The sequence below is a fragment of the Deltaproteobacteria bacterium genome (assembly GCA_016223005.1).
Classification (GTDB): Bacteria; Desulfobacterota; GWC2-55-46; order UBA9637; family GWC2-42-11; genus JACRPW01.
The window spans coordinates 21,313-46,703 of record JACRPW010000043.1 but is presented as its reverse complement, the minus strand read 5'-3'; the positions used below and the strand labels follow the sequence as shown (position 1 = coordinate 46,703).

Sequence of the window (25,391 nt, the reverse complement as noted above, 5' to 3'; positions counted from 1 at the left end):
TTTTCAAAGTCAAATTTATATTTTGCATCCACTTTTGGCGTGAATGGGGTAAACGGCTCCTTTGCGCCCGGCTGACCTTCAAAATTCATATGACATTTTTTACAGGCTGCTTCATAGTCAAAATTCTGCCCATTATCAACCAGTTTTTGCCTTGGGCTGGGTTTTTGGGATGCCTTAAATGCCTTCCCTGCATCGCTGTGGTCTTTTCTATAAACACTGCCTGCCCCATGACATGATTCACAGCCTATATTTCCAAAATACTCTGCATCTTTTCCAGACATACTTGCCTTATAACCACCCCTTTCGCCAAACCCTGTTGTATGACAGGTAAGACAATCTTTCTCCTGAGTATAGTCCTTTTCAGGGTCCAGTTTTGCTTTCTTCTTTTCTTCCTTGCGCTCCCCTGGTTTCAGTGAGTGCATTGCCTTGGCATGTTTTGTCTCTAACCATGCGTCTTTCTGGCTCTTATGACATCCTCCGCATTTCTTGTAGCCCTCATAAGCCCCTGCTGCTGCAAGAACCTCTTTTGCTGCAAAAAGTGTAATTACTGCAAAAATTGAAATCAAAAATCTCTTCATCTAATATAATCCTCCTTTTTTTAATTTACTGCATAGAAACCTTTGAAAAATACTGTTTCTCTGTCATTCCCGCGAAGGCGGGAATCCAGAAGTCTTTGATTTTAAAGAACACTGGATTCCCCGGATAAACCGGGGAATGACGAACTTGCTGGTTTTTAAAAAATCACTGCATATCTTGCTGACTGAAAATTGCGTTAAAAAACATATCATCACTATCTTTTCTTTTCTTGCAGATGAGGCATCCTTCCATACCGTCTTCTGGATAAAACACCCTGTTGCAGGAAGGACATTTTTTGCTGACTTTGCTAAACAGGGTTTGGACACTGCCTGACGCAAAATCAGATAGATTTATATCCTTTACAAGGCTCATTGCATCTTCAGGGCAGAGTTCTGCGCACTGTTCACAGCCCATGCAAAGCGACATATTAAAATCGAGCCTTACCTCTCCTGTTTCATCATCTGTTTCCGCTTTTTGCTCAACTTTTGCTAATGCCCCTGTTGGACAGAAAAGATTGCAGTCATTGCACAATGTGCAGTCATCATCTATCCTTATACTATGAACAGGAAAACTGCCATCTTTAATCTGATTAGATTGAACAATGTTTTTTTCTTTACCTAATATCTCAAGAAGGATTTCCCTTCTCTCTGGAACATCACCTGCTTTCTTCCCACCCCCTTTCTTTCTATTAGTCTTACCCACAACCCTCTCTACCGCCTTTTCTACAGCCTTTTCCCTGAAAAAGTGCAGGAGTTCCCTCCTTGAATATTCAGGTTCAGGGGTTATGGTTTTTATGTTATTTTTTTTGTTTTTTCTGAATGATAGGATTGACTTCTTGTTTTGATTTTGGTCTGGTGTCTGAAGTCTGAAGTCTGAAGTCTGAAGTCTATCTTCATACCCCATCGCCCCCAAAAGACTTGAGGCATAAGACATGGTCTTTTCAATAGTCTTTCTGCCGTGTTTGAATGAACAGTCACCACATCGGGTTAAGTCAAGGTAAATATTCCGCGTGCCTGAAAGGACTAAAGATATGAGATGTGATTCTTTTAATATAGCAAGACAGGGAAGATTGATGAAGATTGCAGATTGCAGATTGCAGATTGCAGATTTAGAATCCTTTGAACCAAGGGAACAGCCAATAGTTAAGAAAATTTCGGATTGCGGATTTCGGATTGCGGGTTGAGGGGTAATACTGGTAGTGTTTTCAGGCAGTGCTGCCATAAGCCTGCTTAAGAGTTCTCTGTCAGTTAACCCTTCCATTTCCAGGGCGCTTGTGGGACAGACAGTTGTGCATACGCCGCAACCGACACATTCTTCTGCCTTAACAATCAGTTGAGAGTCTTTAAAACTTATGCAACCCTCAACAGGACAGGCTTCAACACACAAACGGCAGTCAGCCTTTTTGTAAAGCCATGATTGGCATCTATCAGGTGTAAAATTTATCATTGACGGTTTTGTAAAAAGTCTTTAAAAATTACATTTGTTAAAAAGGTATAATAATTAAAAATGCAAACTGCTTTTTTGACTCTTTACAAACCTATCAATCAGGAAAATATTCCTGTTTAGTAAACTAACATTTACACTCTGTTCTGCTATTCTTTTCTGTTTTGGAAGTATTACAACATTTCGTATCTATAGTCATACCTAATAAAGAAGCCTCGTCCTTTTTCTTGAGCATCCTTTCACTATCGTTTTTTAACTGCCTTACACTCACCCTCAATTCTTTCAGACATTTTAAGAGAGGTATATAAGATTTATCCTTTGATAATGAATAGTAAACCCAAAGCCCGTTTCTTCTATTATGAACAAGCCCCGCATTTTTAAGATATGTAAGATGTCTTGATATTTTTGATTGACCTGTTTCCAAAACATCCATAATATGGCATACGCATAGTTCGCCTTCGTGCAGCAGGTTTAATATCCTTAGTCTTGTCTCGTCTGAAAGCGCCTGATATATTTTAGTAATCTTTTTCATATATCTGTTTATGCGGATATGGATATATAAATATTTTTTATCATGTTGTCAAGGATATTTTGTCCGCAGACTCTATCCTATTTTGCTTGCTGTCAATCAGGTCTTCCTTTTCCAGTTCCAGAAAACATCTTGTAAGTTTAGCCGCCTCTTTATAAAACGGATGAAAGGCGCATAGAGCCATATCCTTTAAAAAGGCAAATGCCCATTTATCCAGATGTTCTGTAAAAAATTCTTTTTGCAAGCCGCTCCACTCCCCGGCGGTCTTTTCATCATTGTTTTTCCATGCCTCTGCCTCTTTATCCGCAAGATAACCCATAAACTCCAATTCCATACCAAGATGGTCAGAAAATATTTTGTTTTCATCTTTTACAGTTAGACCGCATCTTTTATAAAACGCCCTTACCTGCGCCTCAGGCTCCTGACATAACATCCCTTTCAAACGCGCTGATTCATAAGGCGGAATGCCGCCTCCGACAATAAAGAGAGCCGCATATTCTGTTGCAAGTTCATCCAGAAATTTTGTCTCGTCAGAGAAATTAGAAAGAACCTTGCCAAAATCAACGTCAAGACCATTTAATAATTCCAGCATCTCTTTTTTCTTGAGGACAGCCAAAAATTCAGGAGAAACCTCTTTCAAATAAAACTTTGAAATAAGATGATAAACACCTGCTCTGCTTTTTGCGATAGTTGACGGGTCAGATTTCTCAATAACTTCAGGCATGAATTCTCCTATGATTTATGTCCCTCAAGGCTTTAGCCTTGAAAAATTTTAACAGCACGACTCTTCGCGCGACTTCTCTTTGTTTAGTCTTTTTATATCCTCATCCAGTTCTATGACATCTTTTCTTAATTCTTTAAGACATTTTATTACTGGTTGGCATAATCCATCATCTGGCAGTGTATAGTAAACCCGAAGCCCGTCTTTTTCACTATTAACCAAACCCACATTTTTAAGATAAAATAGATGGCGGGATATTTTAGCCTGCTGAATCCCAAGGACCTCTGCTATACGGTTAACACACAGCCTTTTACCCTGAAGGATATTTACTATCCTTATTCTTGTTCCATCAGACAGGGCTTTATATATCTGTATGACCTTTTCCATAGATTTGTATATACGCATGTGCGTATATAGTATATTACAATAATGATGTCAAGAGATTTTTAAAAAATTTTTACAAGCGTATCAAAAAAGAGAATGAATATCTAATGGGTTGTATTTTAAATACACCCCCTATCCCTTTTTAACCCGGACGAAAGCTTGCATCTAATTGTATTTGCTTGATAATTTTAAATTTATGCACATGGCATATTATTTGCTTACCCTTTATCTTGTAAACCAATTTTAATGATAATATGGCAAAACAAAAGACATTAAAAAACAGCGTAAGTTTTAACGGCATTGGACTTCACAGCGGCAAAAAAGTCAATGTCAGGATATTACCTGCTGATGAAAATAGCGGCATAACATTTATAAGAACGGATGTCAGCGGTGGTGTTGTTATTAAGGCATGCTCAAAAAATGTTGTTGACACCCGGCTTGCAACAACACTTGGATTAGAGGGCATCACATTAGGAACTGTAGAACATCTTCTCGCTGCATTTTATGGTCTTGAAATAGACAATGCAGTTGTTGAGGTTGATTCCTGTGAAATACCTATAATGGATGGAAGTGCATTGCCTTTTGTGGAGTTAATACAGACAGCAGGCATTGAAACCCAGAAAAAGATAAAAAAGATTATCGTTATAAAGAGACCTATAAAGGTCAGGGATGGCAGAAAGGTGGCGTTGATGCTGCCTGCAAGGGATTTTAAAATAACATACTCTATAAGTTTTGACCATCCATTCTTGAAAAATCAATCTCTTTCAACCGTTTACTCTGAAACATCTTTTAAAGATGAACTATGCGGGGCAAGAACATTTGGATTTTTAAAAGAGGTTGAATGGCTTAGATCTCAGGGGCTGGTGGCAGGCGGCTCTCTTGAAAATGCAATTGTCATAGATGACACAAAGATTATTAACAGAGATTGCATGCGGTTTCCGGACGAATTCGTAAGACATAAGATCCTTGACTGTATGGGTGACATCTCTCTTCTTGGAGCAACAATAAGAGGACACATTATTGCAGAAAGATCAGGACATTGTTTAAATCAGAAACTTGTAAGAAAGGTTATTGAAAGCCCTTCAAGTTGGACATTTGCTGAAGAAATACCTGCCGCAACATCCTATAAAGACACTATTCGGGAAATGGTATTGGACCCTGCCTTTTCTTATTGCTATGTTGCCTCATAAATAAATCCTTTACCACTTCACCTGCTTTTCTCCACTTGATTTCAAAGAAAATCTCTGTTACCTTTCATAAGGCAAAATTGATGCATTAGTCTTAAGATGCATATCAAAACAGATATGGCGCAAATCTGTACAATCTACGGAGGATTAAATGCAAGAGTTTGATGTTGTTGTTATAGGCGGAGGACCTGCAGGGTATGTTGCGGCAATAAAGGGGGCGCAAGAAGGGGCGAAGGTCGCGGTCATTGAAAAAAAGAGAATTGGCGGGACATGCCTCAACAGGGGGTGCATCCCTACAAAGGCTTCAACTCCTGAAAGGAAATGGTGTTGCATCTTTTGATGGAGATGGTTCTTTTGAGAATCCAAACCAGATTAAGGTTACAAAAAGGGACGGTCAGGTTGAAATTATATTTGCCAAAAAAACGATTATTGCAACAGGTTCAGAGCCTGCAATGATACCTGCATTTAACATTGACAGAAAGAATATCATCACATCCACAGAACTTTTGAATTTGACTAAAGTCCCGAAGAGCCTCCTAATAATAGGCGGCGGTGTAATGGGATGTGAATTCGCCAGTATGTTCGCAGAATTTGGAAGTAAGATTACAATCATTGAACTCCTGCCCATAATACTCTATATGGAGGATAAGCAGGTCTCAAGGGTTATACTAAAGAATTTTAAAGATAGAGGCATTGATGTAATTACTGAGGCAATGGTTGAAAGTGTTGAGGATACAGGCAGCGGTGTAAGAACAACACTCAAAGACAGCAGAGAGTTTGTAACTGAAAAGGTCATGGTATCAATCGGCAGGAGTTTTAATTCGCAGGGATTAGGGCTGGAAAAAATCGGCATGAACACGGAAAAAGGCAGGGTTGTTGGAAACGAAAAAATGGAGACAAATGTCCATGATGTTTATGCGGCAGGGGATGTTATAGGAGGGATGCTTTTGGCTCATATTGCATCCAGTGAAGGCATAGTTGCTGTTAAAAATGCGCTTGGGAAAAATGAGACTATGGATTATTCATGCGTGCCAGCAGGCATATTTACTGACCCTGAAATAGCAAGCGTTGGCTTGCGTGAAAAGGAGGCAAAGGAAAAAGGGCTTGATGTGAAAATCGGAAGATTTCCTTATGCGGCATCAGGCAAGGCTTTGTGCATGGGCGAGGAAGAAGGCTTTGTCCAAATCCTTGCAGACCCCTCTACAGATAAGGTTCTTGGCTGCTCAATCATAGGCGCCCATGCAACGGATTTGATTGGCGAGGTTGCCCTTGCAATAAAGACAGGTGTAAAAACAAAGGACATTGCTGAGACAATACATGCCCATCCAACACTGCCTGAAATTGTCATGGAGGCAGCAGAAGATGTGCATGGGATGGCGGTACATAAAATAGGAAGGAAGAGGTAGACATGGCATTAATCGTTCAAAAATACGGCGGAACATCTGTCGGCAATATTGAAAGAATTAGAAATGTTGCCATAAGGGTTGCACAGACAAAGAGGAAGGGAAATAAGGTTGTTGTGGTTGTCTCTGCAATGTCAGGAGAGACAAATAAACTCGTTGACTTGGCGCATCAATCAAAGGAATTCCCAATTGGCAGGGAATATGATGCTGTTGTATCAACAGGGGAGCAGGTTACAACCGGGCTACTTGCCCTTGCTCTTCAGGAACTGGGCTTTAAGGCAAAATCCTTTCTCGGGCATCAGGTGCCGATAATAACAGACAGTTCTTTTGGCAAGGCAAGGATAGAGAGGATTGATACAGAGAAACTTTTCTCTGAACTTAAAAATGGAAATATCGTTGTGGTTGCAGGGTTTCAGGGTGTTGACGAAGATGGGAATATTACAACACTTGGCAGAGGCGGCTCTGACACAACTGCTGTTGCGCTTGCAGCAGCAATTAAGTCGGATGTCTGCGAAATCTATACGGATGTTGAAGGTGTGTATACAACAGATCCGAATATCTGTCCTGATGCAAAAAAACTTAAAAAGATCTCATACGATGAAATGCTGGAAATGGCAAGTCTTGGTGCAAAGGTATTACAAACAAGAAGTGTTGAATTTGCAAAAAAATACAGTGTCCCTGTTATGGTAAAGTCATCATTTACAGACGCAGAAGGAACACTAGTCACAAAGGAGGACAAAGATATGGAACGGGTAGTTGTTTCAGGTATTACATACAATAAAGACGAGGCGAAGATATCACTTATAAGAGTGCCTGATATGCCGGGTATAGCAGCAAAACTCTTTGCACCTCTTACAAGGACAAATATAAATGTTGATATGATCGTCCAAAATATAAGCCACGATGGTTTCACAGACTTAACATTCACCGTATCAAAGGCTGATTTTAAAAAGGCTCTGCAGTTGGTTCAAAAGACAGCAAAGAATATAAAGGCAAAAGGGGTATTATCAGATACAAATATTGCAAAGGTTTCTATTGTAGGAGCCGGCATGAGAAGTCATGCAGGCATTGCATCAAAGATGTTTGAGACCCTTGCAGAAGAAGGGATAAATATCCAGATGATTTCTACATCCGAAATAAAAATCTCCTGTGTTATTGATGTAAAATATACTGAACTTGCCGTAAGGGTGCTTCACAAGGCATTTGGACTAGGGAAAGAGGATGTGTGAGATAGGAAATCGGGGTGGGTTTTATGTTACTTGAAAAATGCATTTGGTTTTTATTTTTCGGGGTTACTTGAAATATTTCAACTTGCTGGCCGCAGCCATTTTCATTGCCTTATGACTTTTGTGCCCTATAACCCATTTTTTTGTAAGGAAATATGATAATGCAGAAAAGGCACTTGATACTATTATATTACCAACGATGAATGCAATATATGCCCACCCCATGCCATTAAAGAAACTGTGGTTCCGTATATTTGCCATAACGAGTTCTCTATCCTGCCAGAATATAATAGCGCCAACAAAAGATGAAAGCGTCCAGAATACCGGCGTTGTAATCGGGTTCATGATAAAACTTCCAATGACAGCAGCAGCCCTGTTTGCCTTTAATATATAGGCAGATATAATGGCGGCAATTATACCAAGCCCAAAGGTTGGGAATATCCCCATAAATACACCGATAGCAACACCACGGGCAATCTTTTCAGGCGGGTCATCAAGACGAACAACCTTATAGTAGTGCAGTTTAATCCATCTCTTGATTCTTGTAAGATACGGATGATTTTTTTTGTTTTTGCTCATTTAATCCTTTATAAACAGGCTGACAAGCAGACTGACCGCACTTATAAACAATGCGCCTGACACCGCAGGTATAAAACCTGTAACCTCAAAACCTTTGATAACAGAGCCTACAAGCCACAGCATAAACCCATTTATTACAAGTGTAAATAGTCCGAGTGTCAGAATATTTACCGGCAGTGTGAGTATAATTAAAATGGGTCTTATTACCGCATTAAATATGCCTAATAATGCCCCTGCAGTAAATGCGGACATAAAATTATCAAGTATTATGCCTTTCAGGACAAGGGATGCAAGGATGATTGAAAATCCATTTATAATCCATCGCAATAAAAGATTCTTCAAAGGTTTAAGACCCCCAGCATTTCTTTATGTATTATACCATTACTTGCTAGTGTTTCTTGAGAAAAAATAGAAAAGGGACTACCTTTAAAATCAGATAACTCCCCCCCTGCCTCCTGTATTATAAGTCCCCCTGCTGCCACATCCCATGGTTTCAATTTTAATTCCCAGAAGCCGTCAAACCTGCCGCATGCAATATAGCATAAATCAAGGGCAGCAGAGCCTGCCCTTCTTATTGCCTGGGCACGGACAGCAAAATTTGCAAAGTGGTTTATATTGTTATTTTGAGATGTGCGCACATCGTAAGGGAAGCCTGTTGCAAGGAGGGATGAATTTAAATCGTTCACCCTTGAGACATAAATCCTCTTATCGTTCAGATATGCACCATTACCCCTTTCAGCAGTAAAGAGTTCGTTCAACATTGGGCTATATACAACACCAAAGATTACATCCCCATCTTTTTCCAGTGCAATGGATACACAAAATACAGGATACCCGTGTGCATAGTTTGTTGTGCCGTCAAGGGGGTCAATAATCCAGCGGTATGATGACAAAGATCTATGCTCTATACTCTCTTCTGTAAGAATGCCGCAATCAGAGAAGGCACTCTTTAATTCATTTATTATGAGGTCTTCAGCAAGTCTATCCATTTCTGTAACAATATCAACTGCACCCTTCATCTCTATAGCATGGATTTTGCCCAGATTCTCTTTCAATAGACTGCCAGCCTTTTTTGCAGCATCTACTGCTGTATCTTTAAAACTTTGCATATATTTTCTAAATTACACAAATATAAGATTATAAGCAAGCAGGAAAAAGGGACCCAAAAATAGACATTGATTTTTACGGAAGGGATTATGACAGGGTTAGTTCAGGATATCTATGATACTGTTATGCTATTGCCGCCTTTTCTTGTTGATTCATAGACATTCTTTTCCGCAATGTTCAACAGGGAGGTTTCATTTTCAGCATCAGCAGGAAATGAGGCAATGCCAATCCTTAATGTAAGTTCAGGTTTTTTATCCTTAAATAAACCAGATGAAGAGAAATCACAGAGTATCTTTTCAGCAAATTTTTGAACAACAGAAGAAGTAACTTCAGGGAAAATCAGTGCAAATCTGGCAGCATAACGGCTTACGGTATTTATATCATGCAGATTAGCCCTTACTATATCGGCAATGGATTCTATTGCCTCATTTCCTGCTATATATCCATATACAGAATTATACTCATTCATATGCCCTATGGATGCAATCATTACCGTCAGCGGATGTTTAAACTTGATCGCCCTTTTGATTTCTTTATGGAGTTCTTCATTAAAGTATTTGTATGTATAAATGCCCGTGAGATTATCTATGTTTAAGGTTTTCATGTATTCATCTGCCTTTATTTCGTGGTCAATTATAATTGAACATATATTTACTATGTCAATAAATGCCTTTTGTTCTTCTTGAGAGGGAACTTTATCATCAGTAAAATCCATATACATTATACCCAGCGGTTTGTCGTGCATAAAAACAGGCGCTGCAAAAAGACTCTTATAGTCATGTTCAAATCTATAGCCATGTTTATTAAAGTCAGGATATCCCTTTGTTATTAAAATCGCTTTTCTGGTTCTGATAACATTACTAATAACCTCTTTTCCAGATTCTGCATAAAACGATTTTATATAATCGTTACTCAGTCCCTTTGCTGTCTTTATTATCGGATAGTTCTTTTCATAAGTGGTAATGATTGCGCAACTATTGCAGTTAAATCCCTCTACAACTTTTTGAAGGGCAAGACTCAATGCCTCTTCATGAGACAGACGGCTTACAAAACTATTTATAATTTCTTTTACAACATCTGCTTTGACCAAGACAAACCTCCTAAAAAGATCTTTATCTCCTGCCCATGTAAGATTGGTTGGGATAAACAATAACAAATAATAAAAATTTTTCAAGTCTTTTTTGGTTGTAAAATCATATCTTGCCTGTTTAAGATTTTCTGTTTAAGATTTTCTTGACCTTTCAAAAGGCAGTTGATAGCATTACGCACCAAAATGATTCTATTGTGTAAGGAGAAAGATTTATGGCAGATATATTGCCATTCAGAGGGCATCTGTATAATCAGGAAAAGATTGGGGATGTATCAAAGGTGATGGCACCGCCTTATGATGTCATATCTCCGCAGTTTCAGGAAGAACTTTACCAAAGGCATCCATATAACATCGTAAGGCTTATACTTGGCAAAACCTATCCTGATGACAATACTGAAAATAATAGATACATAAGGGCAAGTATTGATTTTAAAAAATGGCAAAAAGATGGTGTGCTTGAACAAGATAAAAAACCAGCAATATATTACTACACACAAACCTATAGATTAAAAAATGGTGAGACAAAAGACAGGAGAGGATTCATAGCACTGGCAAGATTGGAGGAGTTTGGTTCAGGTAAAATCCATCCGCATGAAAAGACCCTTGCCGGACCAAAGGCAGACAGACTGAATCTCATTAGGGCATGTAAGGCAAACTTCTGCTGTATATTTTCACTCTACTCTGAACCAGAAAAGATGATAAATTCAATCCTTGAGGCACATATAACAGAAAACCTGCTTACAGAGGTAGCAGATGATGACGGCGTAATAAACAGGATGTGGAGGGTTGACAACCATAAAGCAATAAAAGAGATTATAGAAAGGCTCAAGGATACCCCCCTTTTCATTGCAGATGGTCACCATCGGTATGAAACAGCCCTTAACTACCGCAGGGAGATGATGGATAGTAAAAAGGGATGGACAGGCAAAGAGGGTTTTAATTATGTGATGATGTATTTTTCCAACATGGACGATGAGGGTATGACAATACTGCCTACCCATCGTATAATTCACAGCATACTAAATTTTATTCCAAACACATTCCTTGTGAACTGCTCTAATTTCTTTGATGTCCATGAGGTGCGGTTTGACAAGACAGTAGAACCAGAGGTAAGAAAGGCATTCTATAAAAGATTTGAAGAGATGTATAATGACCCCCTTCCGTCATTCGGACTTGCCATAAAAGGAATGGATTCATACTTTATACTGCAACTTAAATCAAATGATATAATGGAACAGATATTTAAGGACACGATACCAGATGTCTTTAATGCACTTGATGTAACAGTGCTGCACTCATTGATATTTACTAAGATACTCGGGCTGTCATCAAAATCGCAGGAAAATCAGGAAAACCTTGTTTATGTAAAAGGGTTAGATGAAACACTTGAGTCGCTTAAAGGCGGAAGCCATCAGATGGCGTTTTTACTTCACCCTACAAAGATAGAGCAGGTTAAGGATGTTGCAAACGCAGGTTATGTGATGCCACAAAAATCAACATATTTCTACCCTAAACTCCTTTCAGGGCTTGTTATAAATTCTGTTGATGAAAATGAGCAAGTCGCAACTCTTTAGCGGCGAGACAATTGATAACATAGGTCCATTCAAGATTATCCAGAAAAAAAATGGGTATAGATTTTCCGAAGACCCTATTCTTTTAGCAGAGTTTGCAACACCGCTGTCTATAAATGATACTGTTCTGGATATAGGCACTGGTTCAGGCATCATCCCGCTGCTCCTTGCATATAAGACAAGTGTAAAAAAGATAGTCGGCGTTGAGATACAAGATAATCTTGCAAAACTCGCCATCCGCAATATAAGCCTCAATGGTCTTGCAAAAAGGGTTAAGATATTAAGGTGTGATTTCAGAGAACTAAAAAGGGTTTTTAAAGGGGGCTCATTTTCTGTTGTCTTAAGCAATCCTCCGTATGCAAGGGCAGGTTCAGGCAGGATATGTCCGGACCCAGAAAAATCTATTGCAAGACATGAGATGTTTGGGACACTACAAGAACTTGTCCAGATTTCAAGGTATTTGTTAAAACCCAAAGGAATGGTCTTTTACATATATCCAACAGCAAGGTTACAAGAGGTTGTTTCTGCATTAACCACTGAAGGGTTAGAGGTTACAAGGTTAAAATTTGCAGGAACAGGGAAGGCAGTAAAATGCTTTTTAATAGAGGCGGGGAAAAAATGATAGGGAGATTTTCTATGGCAAGGTCTTTGTTATTCAGTTTATTTCTTATACTGATTTGTTCAACCCTAATCTCATGCGCGGTTAATCCTGTTACAGGCGAAAAAGAGTTCATGCTCGTAAGTGAGGAAGAGGAAATCACTATAGGCAAGAATGCTGCACCATCTCTCAACTGGGATTTTGGCGGGGAATACAAGGATGCTGAACTCAAGTCCTATCTTGAAGGGGTTGTAAAGGATATATGGCAGGTATCAGAAAGGTCTCACCTGCCAATGAGGTTTGTCATACAAAACACATCTATCCCAAATGCCTTTGCCCTTCCCGGATATGTGGCTATTACAAGGGGGCTCCTCTCCGAACTTGAAAACGAGGCACAGTTTACAGCAGTAATGGGGCATGAGGCTGGTCATGTAATGGCAAGGCATACAGCCAAGAGAATATCTGTGGGCACACTGCAGCAGATTGGTATTGCATTAGGCGGGGTTGCCCTTGAAGGCGGAAAAGGCACTGATGAGATACTGACACTTGCCAGCATCGGAAGCAATTTACTATTATTAAAATATGACAGAAATCAGGAGATTCAGGCAGACAGACTTGGAATAAAATATATGGCAAAACTGGGATATGAACCCAGTGAGGCATTAAATGCACATGAGAGGCTGGAGGCTGCAGTTAGTCGCTATCTCAAAAGGGAGGATGCAAAAAGAAAAGGGGATACATTTTTAGATGAACTATTTTCAACGCACCCAAGGACAGGGGTTAGAAGGCATGAGATAGAGGCAATGATTCGTGAACTTTCTCCATTTATCTTCAAAGGGGACGGCAGATTTAAGGAGCATTTTCAGTCAATGACAGCAAGGATCAGAGAGGCAAATCAATCCTATTTTATTTATGATGAGGCAGTGAGCCTGTATGAAAAGGGTAAGTTTCAGGATGCAGAGGAGAGATTACAAAAATCCATATCAGTAAATAGCGAGCAGGCACCTTTTTATAATCTAATGGGGATGATAAGAATTAAGCAAAAGGATTTTTATGAATCAGAAAGAAATTTTAAAAAGGCGCTTTCTATAGATGCTGATTACCAGCCTTCATACTATGGGTTAGGAATTACTTATTATCTGAAAGGTAATTATAGCAGCGCAGCAGATAAGTTCAAAAGAAGCCTTGAACTCTATCCATCGCATCCACCCTCTCTTTTTGGCATTGGCAGGAGTTACTTTCAGTTAAAGGAGTGGAAGAAGGCAATTCTGTATTTAATGGATTTTGCACAGACATCACCAAAACACCCTGAAGTTCATGGTATGCTGGGTATATCCCATGAAAATGTAAGTGATATAGGGGCAGCAATACATGAATATGAATTACAGGTTAGGATTGCCCCAAATACCAAACTTGGCAGATACGCTGGGGGAAGACTGGCTGTTCTTAAATCACCTATTAGATAATTTGGGAGACAATTTCTATTTGCATTCTATTCTGTTTTACAGTATGTTTTTTTAAGTTTTGAGGACATCTTTAGGTAAGATGAGAACACTTACTGCAATCCTACTTTTTTTAGCACTAACGGTCGTCCCCAAAAATGTCCATTCAGCCGAAAGGACATTGACTATTGCTGCTGCCAGCGACTTAACCTTTGCATTAAATGAAATAGTTAGAGGATTTGAAAAAGATACAGGCATAAAAACCGTGCTTTCCTTTGGCTCTACAGGCATCTTTGCTATGCAGATTGAAAATGGTGCGCCGTTTGACATATTTTTTGCTGCTAATGAAGGATATATGAACAGGTTAAGAGAAAACGGATTGATACTCCCTGACTCTCAGCAGATTTATGCACAGGGGAGGATTGTCCTTGCTGTGAATAAAAAATCGGGGGTAAGTTTTTGTAAAACTAGGATTGTGGAATAAAATTAAACCCAAACTTGTTTATGGTGAAAATATCCGCCAGACATTACAGTTTATCCAGACAGGAAACGCGCAGGCAGGCATAGTTGCTTTGTCTGTTGCCAACGTCCCTGAAATAGAATACTTGTTGATTGACAGCAACCTCCATAACCCAATAGATCAATCTGTTGGAATACTTAAGGCCGCAAAGAATGAAAAAGAGGCAAAGAGATTTATAGAATATATGAATAGTCCTAATAGCAGGCAGATAATGAAAAGATACGGGTTTTTACTGCCGGGAGAGTTTTAATAATGGATTTATTCCCTTTATATCTGACATTAAAGGTATCCTTTTTTGCGACACTTTTCACTGTAATATCAGGGCTCGGGATTGCACTTATAATGGCAAAAAAGGATTTCTGGGGCAAGGGCATTTTAGATGCCGTAATAATGCAGCCTTTGGTAATCCCTCCGACTGTCCTTGGTTATTATCTCCTTGTGCTTTTTGGAAGGTACAGTCCCCTTGGCAGACTATTGGAAGATACACTTGGCATAACACTTGTCTTTACATGGAAGGGGGCTGTGGCTGCTGCATTTATCTCATCCCTTCCTCTCTTTATAAAACCTGCACGGTCATCACTTGAAGGTGTAGATAAAAATCTAGAAAATACAGCGAGGCTCCTTGGGAAATCAGAATGGCAGGTATTAAAGACTATCACAATCCCGCTTGCATGGCGCGGCATTGCTGCAGGCTCAGTCATGGCATTTGCAAGGGCAACCGGTGAGTTTGGCGCTACACTTATGGTTGCAGGTAATATTCCTGGGCTAACACAGACAATGCCGATTGCCATATATGATGCAGTCCAGACAGGAAACACATCTCTGGCAAATATCCTTGTAGTGATGGTAACAGTATTTTCAATCTCTGTAATATATTTTGTAAACTGGTTTTCTAAAAACAGGTTTTAGGTTCTAGCAGCTAGGTTTCAGGTTCTAGGTTTTTCTGACACCTGATACCTGATACCTAAAATGAGGGCAAATAGATTGGCGCTGAAGTTTTCTCTAAAAAAACACCTGCACGACTTTCATCTGGATATAGGACTTGAACTTAATAATGAAATCGCGGTTCTCTTTGGACCGTCCGGTTCAGGCAAGAGTATAACCCTTAATATGCTTTCTGGTATTGTTAAGCCCGATGCCGGCTGTATAAATATAAACGAAAGAAATATCTTTGATTCAACAAGAGGCATAGATATCCCAATAAGGAAAAGGCGGATTGGGTATCTATTTCAAGATTATGCATTATTCCCCCACATGACAGTATTTGAAAATATTGCCTATGGAATTTCACATATGCCCCACCATGAAATAAAAGACAAGGTTTACGAACTCCTTGAACTCATGCGTTTGACAGGTATTGAGAACAGGCACCCATCCCAGATTTCAGGAGGACAAAAACAGAGGACAGCCCTTGCAAGGACACTTGCCACAGAACCGGAGATACTGCTTCTGGACGAGCCCTTTTCAGCACTTGACAATCAGGTTAGGGAAAAATTACGGCATGAACTTATAGTAATACATAAGAGATTCCCAATAACAACACTTCTGGTAACCCATGATATGGAAGAGGCATTTATGCTTGGGGAGAGGATTGCTGTTATAAATAATGGTAGGATTGAGCAGTTTGGGACAAGGGAAGATGTGTTTTACAGACCAATGACAAAAAATGTTGCAAGGTTTATCGGTGCAAGGAATATATTTCACGGTGTAATAAAATCACTTGATAACAGCAATATTATAATAGATTCAATAGAGACAGGCAGTATTATGATTGCCAGACAATTGATTCCTCCGTATAAGCAAATCTCCCTGATTAAAAATACTGATTTTAATATCGGTGACAAGGTATGTTTTGGCATAAGACCCGAAGAGATTATGATAATAAAAACCGATAGACCACTTGACAGAAGTGTGCAGGATAATCTTATAGAGGGAACAGTATCAGGCATAATGGCAAAGGGAACAGGTTATATATTGTATTTCACAGCAAAGGGCAGTCCTAATGTTAACCTTAAGATAGACATACCAAGTATAGTATTCAGAAGGCTCAACATAGAATTAAATAAAGAGATAACTGTCTGCTTGAAAAAGGAGTGTATCTGGATGATAAAAGAGGGCTGAAGACTTAAATGAGCAGAATTTATAGTGAAAGTGATAGAATAAAAAACTATGGCAAAAAAAATATCCCGGTCCCCTGTTATTGCACAGGAGATGCCGGGATATTTTAGGTTTACCTTTAACTACCCTTACAGAATCTCTGGTTTTGGTGCTGACAGATGTTCTTCAGGGACATTCAATTGTTTCTGCTTCTGAGCCTCATCATAATCTCCAACACCAAGATTTGAAGGACCCTTCTTTGGGTCATCAACAAAGAATGCCGCCCTCATCTCAAGGTGCAGAGGTCCACAGAATGTCTCGCAGTAGATTTCATATTCGCCTGCGTAATCTGCAACAAATTCCGACATCAATGAAACGCCCCTTGGAATATGCAGCATTGTCCTTGTTGCATAAGGACCATATATGGTAAAGCCCATGATAACATCAGGGTTCTTAGTGATACCGGATGCCTTGTCTATATTTGTCACGATGATTCTGACCTTGTCGCCCTTGTTCACCCTCATTTGTCTTGGGACATAACCGTAACTAAATGCCTTTACACGAATCTCTTTTACGCCGTCCTTTGCAACAGTAATGCCAGGCTTGCCTGTGTCAACAGGAAGATAACTAATCTTTCCGCTGACATGCGTTGGCCTTACCTCTGTTAACGGCTTGTCAAGAAGTCCGCCTTTTTCTGCCTGACCCATTGTCCAATCCTTAATCATGTTTGCAGAGATAATCTTTGCATTATGCGGCTCGCCGTCAACAGGGATAATCTTTAATGACTTGCCGTATGTCGGGCTTTTCTCATCCGCATCAATCATCTCGTGGTTTACAGGCCAACGGATGCCTGTTGGACTGAAAAGACCTGTAGAAAACTTATTGAGCGCAAACACATACTTGGCATCATCAGTTACTGCAATATGCCCTATCCTGTAATGGACCGGAAATTCATCAACAACCTCAAGTTTATCAAGGTTTGTCTTAACAATAGAGTCTGCAACAAAGCAGGATGTATATGCATTGCCTTTTGCGTCAAACACATTGTGGAGAGGACCAGCGCCTGCTGGTATAACCTTTTTTACAGAGAGGGTGTCCACATCAATAATTGTAAGTGTTGCAGAGAGTTTATCTGCAACCTGTATATACCTGCCTTTTGGCTCTGCATCTGTCCCATGGGGGTTCTTTCCAACTGGTATCTCTTTTATGAGTTTGAATGGATTTGGCTGGAATACACCGACTGTTGAATGATAGTAGTTGCCTGAGAATATCATTTCTTTTTTCGGCGGCTTGCTTACATCAAGATAGTCAGGTGCGCTTGGAGCAGGACCCCAGTCTATTACCTGTGCCTTGCCTGTTGCAATGTCAACCTTTGCCATCTTGCCTGTAAGTTCACCTGTTGCATAAAGGCTTTTGCCGTCCCTGCTTAATGATATGTGATGGACACCGAATGGGAATGGCAATGCTATAAGCCTCTCCAGAGCGCCCAACTGCAGGTTGATTACACCTATTGTATTTGCAGCCTTGTCATTTACATATAGAAATTTTCCGTCAGGGTTTAGGTTCTTTGTGCCTGAATTGTCCTTTGCGCTGAATACCGGCTCATGCAGGTCAACACCAACAAGTATATGCCTGTATGTCCTCATGCTCGGGACACCAAAGACAGCAACAGAACCGTCTGTTCCGCCTGCATTATACATTAACATTGTATCCTGAAGCGGGGCGTCGTTTGGGCTGGTTTCTGTTATGTGCCAGTCTCTTTCAGCAGCATTTACTGCCAAAGGAACCGCAGCCAGCATTATACATGCTGCTATTAGAAAACCAATCTTCCTAAATTGCATTTTTCTTCATCCCCTCTTTCTCTAGATTTATTCTATTGTAACCTTTTCAGGCGCCTTTCTTAAACCACCTTCAACAAAACCAGCGCCCTTCTGCTTCCCGCCTCTGCCTGCCAACGATGCCTCAACTGTTTCCTGTGCATCCTTAAACTCAGGGCTTTTTGCAGCATTCAATGGAGTAACTGCGTTTTCCTTTGACTTTGGGTCAAATGAAGATTTTGGGTTTAGATAGTCTTCCAGGCTTGTTATTGGCTTTACATCCGCGTTTGCCCTTATCCATGCAATAACATTCCAGATATCCTGATCCTGTAAAAGATTGCCCCATGCAGGCATAATCTCTGAAAGGTCAACTGAACCGCCGCCGCCCTTGATTGTTGCAAAGAGTTCTACATTTGTCTTTTTGTTCATATACGAACCCTTTGTAAGTATCCTCGGCTTTGGGTCAAGATACACTGCATTAGGACCATCACCGTGCAGAAGCCAGCCGTGGCACCCTACGCAATAAACATAATACCACTGCTTGCCTTCATTCGGGTCTGCGCCAGCAACCAGAGTGCTCTTAAACGAAGGCGACCAGTTGTTTGTCCACTGGTTGTAGATAGCCTCGCCTGAGGCAGGTTTCTTAATTCTGTCCCATGCCTCTGTCCTGCCAGTGCCCTTTGCGTAACCGCTTTCAACCTTGAAGGTCTTTGTGTCAGCCTTGGTAGTCCTCTTACCGACGCCGGTGAGGTAGTCAAAGGGTGCTATGCCGTATGTGCTTCCGCCAATGCCCTTCATCATGTCTGTAGCCTCTTTATCAAAGTTGGCAACTGCTGTTTGCAGTTCAGCATCTGTCCTCGTAGGGCACTCAACTTTTTCATTGCCTATGCGGCATCTCTTCTCAGCAGCATCTGCAAATGGTGCTGCAATAAACAGTGCAAATATGAGCGCACTTGTTAATGCTACTAACTGCGACCTTGTTTTCATTTCTTTCACCTCCTTATTTTGACTAACAAACACTGCTCTTAAATCTTTATGGTAGTTGATTTTTCACCTCCTTTCGGTTTGGTTTTTATTCGTTGTAACAGAAATCGGGTATATAGAAGTCATTATTTGAACTTGCATGCCTTTACATGAATGTGCCAAAAATAGAATACTAACCAGTAAAAGTCAAGAAAAAAAAGTGTTAAATTTTGCCCTATATCTTGATTTTTGGTTGTCTTTTCTTTTTCATCTGTAGTATATTTTTTACATTTAATAAAGATAACCCCCCCCATAAGTCATATTGACCTGTAACTTGTTGGGGAATTTACCTTTTTGCAAAAAGGAGGATATATGGCAAACAAACCCAAATCTCAAGAATCTAAATTTAAAACTTTATTACTGTTCACTGCTTACCTCTTACTGTTCACTGTCTTCATTGGCTGCACAAGAAAGGAAGATACCATTAAGATAGGGGTGGCTGGACCATTGACAGGAGACCAAGCAAAGATGGGAATGGATTTGAAGAATGGTGTGGAACTTGCTGTATCAGAGTGGAATGAAAGGGGCGGGCTGCTTGGAAAGAAGATTGAACTTCTTGCAGAGGATGACCAGCATGACCCAAAAAGTGCTGTAACTGTTGCCAATAAACTCACCAATTCGGAGGTTGTCGGTGTTATAGGCCACTGGAACAGTTCTGCGTCAATCCCTGCATCTGAAGTGTATAGAGACAGGGGAAATATCCCAATGCTCACCCCTGCCTCAACAAACCCGCAATTAACAGAGAGGGGATTTGAAAATGTCTTCAGGGTTTGCGGCAGAGATGACCAGCAGGGTAGTATTGCAGCAGAATTTGTTTCAAGGAAATTAAAGATAAAAAAAGTTGCAATCATACACGATAAAACAACTTACGGACAGGGGCTTGCAGATGAGTTTAAAAAGGCGCTGGGAGGTGTGGAAGTAGTTTATTATGGTGTTATTATTCAGGGTGATAAGGATTTTAGGGCTGTCTTAACAAGTATAAAGGATACGATGCCTGAACTTATATATTTTGGCGGTATATACCCTGAGGCAGGGCTACTTATAAAACAGGCAAAGGAACTCGGTATAAAATCGCCTTTTATGAGCGGTGATGGGACCATTGACAAAGAATTTATTAAGATTGCAGGTAGAGATAATGCAGAAGGGACATATCTTACATTCAGCCCTGACCCAATAAACATACCAAGTTCAAAGGCATTTCTTGACAAGTATCATGCAAAATACGGAGAGCATGGTCCATACTCAATATATGCCTATGATGCTGCAAACATACTGCTGACAGGCATTAGAAATGCAGGCAGCCTTGAAGGTAAAAAGATACTGGATGCAATACGAAACCTTAAATACGAGGGCGCCCTTGGTTTAATTCAGTTTGACAAAAAGGGAGATGTGTTAAAGGCGCCTTATGTTGTCTGGCTCACAAAGGATGGTGATTTCAAGGAATACTGGTCACCTGCAAAAGAATAGATGATTAAAAGGGTATCTGTAAAAAAACTTAAGATTGGTAATTATGTAGAAAAGATTGACCAAAGTTGGTTTTCAACACCATTTCTGTTTCACCAGTTCAAGATTAAGTCTTCTGAAGATATTCAGAAACTTATAGACAGCAGGATTGAAGATGTCTATATAAATACAGAAAAGGGGCTTGATGTTGATGAAAAAGAGGTAGTTGAGATTTCTACCAGCAGTTCCATTAACTATATAGAGGTGCCTGTAGGTTCCCTTATAGCAGGTGAAGTAATTCCATTCAGTTTGTATACTAAAGATGGGGATGGGTTCACCATTTATTTAAAAAACAACCTCCCCCTCCACTCTGAAATCCTATATGATATAAGGGAGCATAATATACAAACCCTTTACATAGATGAAAGAGAGAGGCATTTACTTGATGAATATCTAAAAAGTGTTGAGGGGGAAAAGGAACTATCCAGAAAAGGTCTTGCAAAAGGCTTTGAGACACAGGAAAGAACCCATAGATACAATGATTATCTCAACAACTATATCCCCATTAACCCTTCCATACTTATATCAGGACTTGCAATCCCGTTTCCATTATCCATTGAGCAGGATATAAGGGTCTCTTTATTCCATGAGGCAGACAGGATATTTGACGAAGATTTAATACCTTCTTTTTTCCCTGATTACAAAAAGGCAAACATCCTGATAAGGATAGAAGATAAGGACAAGTACCAATTTTATCTAAAGGGATTATTGGCAAAGATACAGACATCCGAGATTAAAGAGGATGTCAGGATTGCGATAATAAAGGAAAATACAAAGATTGTTACAAAGGAATTGCTTGAAAATCCACGAAGCGGCATTCATCTGAAAGAGGCAAAAAACTCTGTTAATGAATTGATTCAAACAGTGCTTGAAAATCCGTCATCGTTTTATAGCCTTATGCGGATAAATACCCACGACTACTATACCTATGTCCATTCTGTTAATGTATGTACCATTTCCATAGGTATTGGAATGTTGATGGGGCTGGCAGGGAACCATGAACTTTTTAATCTTGGTTTTGGCGCCTTGCTTCATGACATCGGCAAGAGTATGATAGATTCTAGTCTTATAAATAAGCCCGGGAATTTAACTGATACGGAATTCAATATAATGAAAAATCATGTTTTGTTTGGGGAGAAAATCATAGAGGGTCATAAGGACATCCCTGAAATAGCGCTCTATCCATTAAAGCATCACCACGAGAAGATAAGCGGTGTTGGTTATCCCCGTGGACTTTCAGGAGATGCGATACACCTCTTTGGCAGGATTTCAGCCATTTCAGATATATATGATGCCTTGACCACTGAACGGGCATATAAGAAGGCGCTCTCTCCGTTTGATGCATCAAACTATCTTGCAAGACATACCCTGGATTATGACCAGAAGGTGTTCAAGTATTTTGTTGCCATGCTTGGCAAACAGGAGAGGATGAGGGTTATGGATTGACAATCTAAACTATTTTTTAAAAACCATTTAAAGGAGGCTAGTTATATGAAACTAACATATCACGGTCATTCATGTTTTATTCTGGAGGGAAGTAAACACAGCATAATATTTGACCCGTTCTTAAATGGCAATCCTGCGGCAAAGATAAAGCCGGATGATGTCCATGTTGATGCAATCCTTGTAAGCCACGGTCATGCAGACCATCTTGGTGATGCTGTTTTTATAAGCAAGAGATGCCTTACCCCTGTAATCGCACCGTATGAACTTGTAGGCTACTGCGAGGCAAAGGGTGCAAAAGGACATCCCATGCACATTGGCGGCAGTCATGAGTTTCCATTTGGCAGGGTTAAACTTACTATTGCCCATCACGGCTCAACGACTGACACAGGTGCAACAGGAAATCCCTGCGGGTTTATTGTAACAATGGAAGGCAAAACAATATACCATGCAGGGGATACAGGGCTTTTCTATGACATGAAACTCATAGGAGAAACCAATAATATAGATGTGGCGCTCCTCCCCATTGGAGATAATTTTACAATGGGCATAGAAGATGCCATAAGGGCAGTGGAGTTCTTAAAACCAAAAACAGTGATACCAATGCACTACAATACATGGGATGTAATAAAACAGGACCCACAGAAATTTGTGGATGGTTTGAAGGGTTCTGATACAAGGTGTTTAATTGTTAATGTAGGGGATTGTGTAGAAATATAATTGCACTTTATACCAGTAAAATTTTATAAACTCCATAACGACTATTCCTATACTGGTCGCATGCTGCCACCACCTGTTTTCGTCAAAATTAGGCGTAGACACAGGATGGGTTTGTATCTTCACATCAGGCGGCAAGACCTTTCTAAATATGTAAAATGCCCTCTTCGTGTGATAGTTAGATGTAACAAGGACAATATCCTTAAACCCCTTTTCCTTCAGAATTGCCTTTACCTCCACAGCGTTTTCATAAGTGCTTTTTGAGCTGGTTTCAAGGATTACCCTTTTGGAATCAATATCTATATTTGTCTTGAAGAATATTGACTTCAGGTCAGATTCTCTGTTTACACCTGACAGGATGAGAAATGGCGCCCGTCCTTTTGATAAAAGGGAGGCTCCGGTTTCTATCCTGCCTGTCCCTCCGGTTAGGACAACTATAACATCCGAAGACATCCCCGCATCTTTATAACCGCTCATGTTATGGATAAAGGAAATAAATAGATAAGCTGCTAAAATCAAGACAGAGATTACTATTATATATGTTTTCATCAGTTAAGCCTCCCTACCCCTCTGTAAATATAATAGATGCCAGATGCTATTGTAAAGATTGCTGTCAATGGGATAAGGGAGGATGTTATGATTGAAGGTATACTAAACCAAACAATGGTAAAGACAACCGTTAATATCTGCAATGCTGTTGTAGTCTTGCTAATCATTGACGGTTTTATTTCCACAGGTTTACCCATAACAACAAGGACTACAATGCCGATGAGTATTATCACATCCCTGCTTACAACTATTACAGTCAGCCAGTTTGGGAGGATATTTTGTGCAGCAAGGGTTATATATGCAGACGCCAGAAGTAATTTATCTGCAACAGGGTCCAGATATGCACCCAATTTTGTCTTCTGATTGAAAACCCTGGCAATGAGCCCATCCAGACCATCTGTTACCGCGGCAAGTATAAAAACCAAAAGGGCAGTTTTTAATTCATAATTTATTATGAGGATAATAAAAACCGGGACAAGAAGTATACGGAATATAGTTAAAAGATTAGGGATATTTATTTTAACCATTCAAAATATCTCTTTTTGTCTTCTCCCTGTTTAATTATTTCCCTTTTTTCAGGGTTTGCAGGAAGGGTTGAAAATGCAGCATCAACGATCCTTTGAATAATCGGCTCGTAGATTTTTGTAATCTGGATTTTCAGCATATTTTTATCTATGCCGAAATCTGATTCCTTGTGCTTATATTTGGCAGTCCATATCTTCTCGCCGGCAGCACCCAGATACATATCAAATCTTGCCTCTATGCCCAGGGATGCGTATGTTATCAGAAAATCCCTGTCATAGTCAGTTATGGTAATATAGATAACAGCATCAACACCGAGAAGCCCTGCCATTTCAGCAGGCGGTTTGGAGAGGAATTCCTTTTTGCCGATATTTGCTGATGTGAGTTTTTCATCAACAACCCCAATCGGCAAAGGGTTATAGTTCATCTGATGCAGTCTCTCCTGTGTCATAATGCGAAACAGATACCTGACATCGCTATCAGCCTTTTCACCTATTACAGGCAGGACTGCGATAGTCCCAGTAATCTTATTTTTGTAATCTTTTGCTATCTTATGCGGAACCGCATGTCCACAGCCAGATACGCCAAGCAGTATAAGGATTACCATTAGTCTTTTCATAGGTCTTTAATAACTATCTCCTTTTTATTATTTTTAAATCCAGCAGGGTATCAGATGCAGATATTATTTCTACCTTAAAATCCACGAAGTCTTTTGAAACTAAACCATCTGTAATCGTTGTCGGGAGAGCAGTGGACTTTATCGCCATTGTTATTTTCCCTCTGGAAAATTGCCTGTAAAAAATCCCTCTGACACCTTTCACATCCTTTAAGGCATCTTTTAATCTTATAAAATCTTTATATTCATATATATCGTTAATACTCAAATTTATAATCCGCGGGGTATCGCTAAAATCTTTGATTATACTTAAGTTAATAAGGTCATTATTTAAAATGTCCCTTGAGATGCCGGCCTCAAGATATATTCTGTAAAACGGCAAAGCCATTGGTTCGCCTTCCTGCATCTCTTCCATTTGTTCTTCTAATACTATACGGAAATTTGCAATATAGACACTTGCCTTTGAGAAGACCTTATCTATTAAAACCACCTTGTTCTTCTCTATATCAACTAAAAATGGTTCATTTTTAACAGCCTCTTCTATGGCATTCTTAAGGGCGGCGCTAAGCGCCATATCCTTTGCCTGCGCAAGATTACCATCCATGATTTGAGCCTTGCCATAAGTTTCTATTCTTATATATTCAGATGCAGCCAGGGGAAAGGGCTTGCAAAACAAAAATATAAAAAAGAAAAACCCTGCCATGATATAATTAATATAATCTTGCATT

27 protein-coding genes and 1 pseudogene are annotated in these 25,391 nt (G+C 39.8%); 13 read left to right on the top strand and 15 right to left on the bottom strand.

Annotated features, from left to right (window positions below; translation table 11 throughout):
- From HZC45_05115 to HZC45_05095, 5 genes are all read right to left on the bottom strand, one after another.
- Positions 1–578 (bottom strand): cytochrome C554 (locus tag HZC45_05115; protein MBI5682529.1); only part of this gene is annotated, 578 nt, incomplete at its 3' end.
- 163 nt (positions 579–741) lie between these two features.
- Positions 742–2,022 (bottom strand): 4Fe-4S binding protein, encoded by a 1,281-nt coding sequence (locus HZC45_05110; GenBank protein MBI5682528.1) that lies wholly within the window; start codon positions 2,020–2,022, stop codon positions 742–744.
- 124 nt (positions 2,023–2,146) lie between these two features.
- Entirely contained in the window at positions 2,147–2,551 is a 405-nt protein-coding gene (locus HZC45_05105) for a metalloregulator ArsR/SmtB family transcription factor (protein MBI5682527.1), read from the bottom strand.
- Positions 2,552–2,591: 40 nt separating this feature from the next.
- The gene (locus HZC45_05100; protein MBI5682526.1) at positions 2,592–3,272 is read right to left on the bottom strand and encodes a molecular chaperone TorD family protein; all 681 of its coding nucleotides are present in this window, start codon (positions 3,270–3,272) and stop codon (positions 2,592–2,594) included.
- A gap of 48 nt (positions 3,273–3,320) precedes the next feature.
- The gene (locus HZC45_05095; GenBank protein ID MBI5682525.1) at positions 3,321–3,656 is read right to left on the bottom strand and encodes a winged helix-turn-helix transcriptional regulator; all 336 of its coding nucleotides are present in this window, start codon (positions 3,654–3,656) and stop codon (positions 3,321–3,323) included.
- A gap of 251 nt (positions 3,657–3,907) precedes the next feature.
- Here HZC45_05095 and HZC45_05090 point away from each other — a divergent pair, with 251 nt between their 5' ends.
- The 3 genes and pseudogenes from HZC45_05090 (at position 3,908) to HZC45_05080 (ending at position 7,472) form a co-directional block, all read left to right on the top strand.
- Positions 3,908–4,843 (top strand): UDP-3-O-acyl-N-acetylglucosamine deacetylase, encoded by a 936-nt coding sequence (locus HZC45_05090; GenBank protein MBI5682524.1) that lies wholly within the window; start codon positions 3,908–3,910, stop codon positions 4,841–4,843.
- 148 nt (positions 4,844–4,991) lie between these two features.
- Positions 4,992–6,246: pseudogene (locus HZC45_05085) on the top strand (FAD-dependent oxidoreductase).
- A gap of 2 nt (positions 6,247–6,248) precedes the next feature.
- Positions 6,249–7,472 (top strand): aspartate kinase, encoded by a 1,224-nt coding sequence (locus HZC45_05080; GenBank protein MBI5682523.1) that lies wholly within the window; start codon positions 6,249–6,251, stop codon positions 7,470–7,472.
- 63 nt (positions 7,473–7,535) lie between these two features.
- Here the strand turns inward: HZC45_05080 and HZC45_05075 are convergent, their stop codons facing one another.
- From HZC45_05075 to HZC45_05060, 4 genes are all read right to left on the bottom strand, one after another.
- On the bottom strand, positions 7,536–8,048 hold the full coding sequence (locus HZC45_05075; protein ID MBI5682522.1) for a DUF2062 domain-containing protein: 513 nt from the start codon (positions 8,046–8,048) through the stop codon (positions 7,536–7,538).
- Positions 8,049–8,390 carry a phage holin family protein gene (locus HZC45_05070; protein MBI5682521.1) on the bottom strand — a complete coding sequence of 114 codons (342 nt, stop codon included), beginning with the start codon at positions 8,388–8,390 and terminating at the stop codon, positions 8,049–8,051.
- On the bottom strand, positions 8,387–9,157 hold the full coding sequence (locus tag HZC45_05065) for an inositol monophosphatase (GenBank protein MBI5682520.1): 771 nt from the start codon (positions 9,155–9,157) through the stop codon (positions 8,387–8,389). The genes HZC45_05070 and HZC45_05065 overlap by 4 nt, the downstream gene beginning before the upstream one ends.
- A gap of 110 nt (positions 9,158–9,267) precedes the next feature.
- Positions 9,268–10,245: a sensor domain-containing diguanylate cyclase gene (locus HZC45_05060; GenBank protein ID MBI5682519.1), complete on the bottom strand. Its 978-nt coding sequence runs from the start codon at positions 10,243–10,245 to the stop codon at positions 9,268–9,270.
- Between the two features lie 212 nt (positions 10,246–10,457).
- Here HZC45_05060 and HZC45_05055 point away from each other — a divergent pair, with 212 nt between their 5' ends.
- From HZC45_05055 to HZC45_05025, 7 genes are all read left to right on the top strand, one after another.
- The gene (locus HZC45_05055) at positions 10,458–11,819 is read left to right on the top strand and encodes a DUF1015 domain-containing protein (GenBank protein MBI5682518.1); all 1,362 of its coding nucleotides are present in this window, start codon (positions 10,458–10,460) and stop codon (positions 11,817–11,819) included.
- On the top strand, positions 11,797–12,438 hold the full coding sequence (locus HZC45_05050; protein MBI5682517.1) for a methyltransferase domain-containing protein: 642 nt from the start codon (positions 11,797–11,799) through the stop codon (positions 12,436–12,438). The genes HZC45_05055 and HZC45_05050 overlap by 23 nt, the downstream gene beginning before the upstream one ends.
- A complete protein-coding gene (locus HZC45_05045) occupies positions 12,435–13,880 on the top strand; it encodes a M48 family metalloprotease (protein ID MBI5682516.1) in 1,446 nt (481 codons plus the stop codon). Before HZC45_05050 ends, HZC45_05045 begins: the two co-directional genes overlap by 4 nt.
- 79 nt (positions 13,881–13,959) lie before the next feature.
- Positions 13,960–14,340, top strand: coding sequence for a molybdate ABC transporter substrate-binding protein (modA, locus tag HZC45_05040; protein ID MBI5682515.1), 381 nt, complete (start codon positions 13,960–13,962; stop codon positions 14,338–14,340).
- Positions 14,330–14,626, top strand: a complete 297-nt coding sequence (gene modA / locus HZC45_05035; protein MBI5682514.1) for a molybdate ABC transporter substrate-binding protein — start codon at positions 14,330–14,332, stop codon at positions 14,624–14,626. Before modA (HZC45_05040) ends, modA (HZC45_05035) begins: the two co-directional genes overlap by 11 nt.
- Before the next feature lie 2 nt (positions 14,627–14,628).
- Positions 14,629–15,285 (top strand): molybdate ABC transporter permease subunit, encoded by a 657-nt coding sequence (modB, locus tag HZC45_05030; protein MBI5682513.1) that lies wholly within the window; start codon positions 14,629–14,631, stop codon positions 15,283–15,285.
- Positions 15,286–15,345: 60 nt separating this feature from the next.
- Positions 15,346–16,497, top strand: coding sequence for an ABC transporter ATP-binding protein (locus HZC45_05025; GenBank protein MBI5682512.1), 1,152 nt, complete (start codon positions 15,346–15,348; stop codon positions 16,495–16,497).
- Between the two features lie 125 nt (positions 16,498–16,622).
- On the opposite strand, the gene HZC45_05020 is transcribed toward HZC45_05025, so the two are convergent.
- Together HZC45_05020 and HZC45_05015 are read right to left on the bottom strand one after the other, a co-directional pair.
- The gene (locus HZC45_05020; GenBank protein ID MBI5682511.1) at positions 16,623–18,314 is read right to left on the bottom strand and encodes a beta-propeller fold lactonase family protein; all 1,692 of its coding nucleotides are present in this window, start codon (positions 18,312–18,314) and stop codon (positions 16,623–16,625) included.
- 27 nt (positions 18,315–18,341) lie between these two features.
- On the bottom strand, positions 18,342–19,277 hold the full coding sequence (locus HZC45_05015; GenBank protein ID MBI5682510.1) for a cytochrome c: 936 nt from the start codon (positions 19,275–19,277) through the stop codon (positions 18,342–18,344).
- A gap of 348 nt (positions 19,278–19,625) precedes the next feature.
- Here HZC45_05015 and HZC45_05010 point away from each other — a divergent pair, with 348 nt between their 5' ends.
- Genes HZC45_05010 through HZC45_05000 form a run of 3 tightly spaced genes read left to right on the top strand, consistent with a single transcriptional unit; the run spans position 19,626 to position 22,979 of the window.
- Positions 19,626–20,780, top strand: a complete 1,155-nt coding sequence (locus HZC45_05010) for a branched-chain amino acid ABC transporter substrate-binding protein (protein ID MBI5682509.1) — start codon at positions 19,626–19,628, stop codon at positions 20,778–20,780.
- Positions 20,781–22,262, top strand: a complete 1,482-nt coding sequence (locus HZC45_05005) for a DUF3391 domain-containing protein (protein ID MBI5682508.1) — start codon at positions 20,781–20,783, stop codon at positions 22,260–22,262.
- Between the two features lie 45 nt (positions 22,263–22,307).
- On the top strand, positions 22,308–22,979 hold the full coding sequence (locus tag HZC45_05000; protein MBI5682507.1) for a metal-dependent hydrolase: 672 nt from the start codon (positions 22,308–22,310) through the stop codon (positions 22,977–22,979).
- On the opposite strand, the gene HZC45_04995 is transcribed toward HZC45_05000, so the two are convergent.
- Genes HZC45_04995 through HZC45_04980 form a run of 4 tightly spaced genes read right to left on the bottom strand, consistent with a single transcriptional unit; the run spans position 22,944 to position 25,390 of the window.
- The gene (locus tag HZC45_04995; protein ID MBI5682506.1) at positions 22,944–23,525 is read right to left on the bottom strand and encodes a YdcF family protein; all 582 of its coding nucleotides are present in this window, start codon (positions 23,523–23,525) and stop codon (positions 22,944–22,946) included. The genes HZC45_05000 and HZC45_04995 overlap by 36 nt on opposite strands.
- Positions 23,525–24,043, bottom strand: a complete 519-nt coding sequence (locus HZC45_04990) for a CDP-alcohol phosphatidyltransferase family protein (GenBank protein ID MBI5682505.1) — start codon at positions 24,041–24,043, stop codon at positions 23,525–23,527. The genes HZC45_04995 and HZC45_04990 overlap by 1 nt, the downstream gene beginning before the upstream one ends.
- Positions 24,040–24,666 carry a DUF799 family lipoprotein gene (locus tag HZC45_04985; GenBank protein MBI5682504.1) on the bottom strand — a complete coding sequence of 209 codons (627 nt, stop codon included), beginning with the start codon at positions 24,664–24,666 and terminating at the stop codon, positions 24,040–24,042. Before HZC45_04985 ends, HZC45_04990 begins: the two co-directional genes overlap by 4 nt.
- Before the next feature lie 13 nt (positions 24,667–24,679).
- Entirely contained in the window at positions 24,680–25,390 is a 711-nt protein-coding gene (locus HZC45_04980) for a hypothetical protein (protein ID MBI5682503.1), read from the bottom strand.
- Position 25,391 lies beyond the last annotated feature (1 nt).